1 protein-coding gene is annotated in these 308 nt (G+C 29.9%); it reads right to left on the bottom strand.

What is annotated here, in order from left to right; translation table 11 throughout:
- Positions 1 to 308: cell wall-binding repeat-containing protein (locus KGF39_RS19655; protein ID WP_227823599.1), on the bottom strand; the 308-nt coding region annotated here is incomplete at both ends.

The following is a 308-nucleotide window of genomic DNA, read 5'->3' as shown; positions in this document are numbered from 1 at the left end:
GATTAGCAGTAGTTTTAGAAATAGAATTCTCATCTCCAATTATAATTACATCTTTAGGGTTTAGACGCTTTAATTCTAATTTTACACTAGCAGGAACATTATTTTTTTCAACTAAAAGTATTGGTGCATTATATGTAGTTGCTAATGGAGTTGATATAATTCCATCAATACTTACATCTCCATTTATTATAACTACCTTGTCTGAACCATTTTTCCAACCCTCTTTACTTATTTTAACTGCTGTTTCATATCTATCACTTCCTGTAAGTTCTGTGATAGGTGCAGAAGTCTTTCTCAAATACTTATTT

Origin of the sequence: Clostridioides sp. ZZV14-6345, from assembly GCF_020657775.1 — a bacterium.
GTDB classification, from domain to species: Bacteria; Bacillota; Clostridia; order Peptostreptococcales; family Peptostreptococcaceae; genus Clostridioides; species Clostridioides difficile_D.
This window is presented reverse-complemented; position numbering and strand designations above follow the sequence as displayed.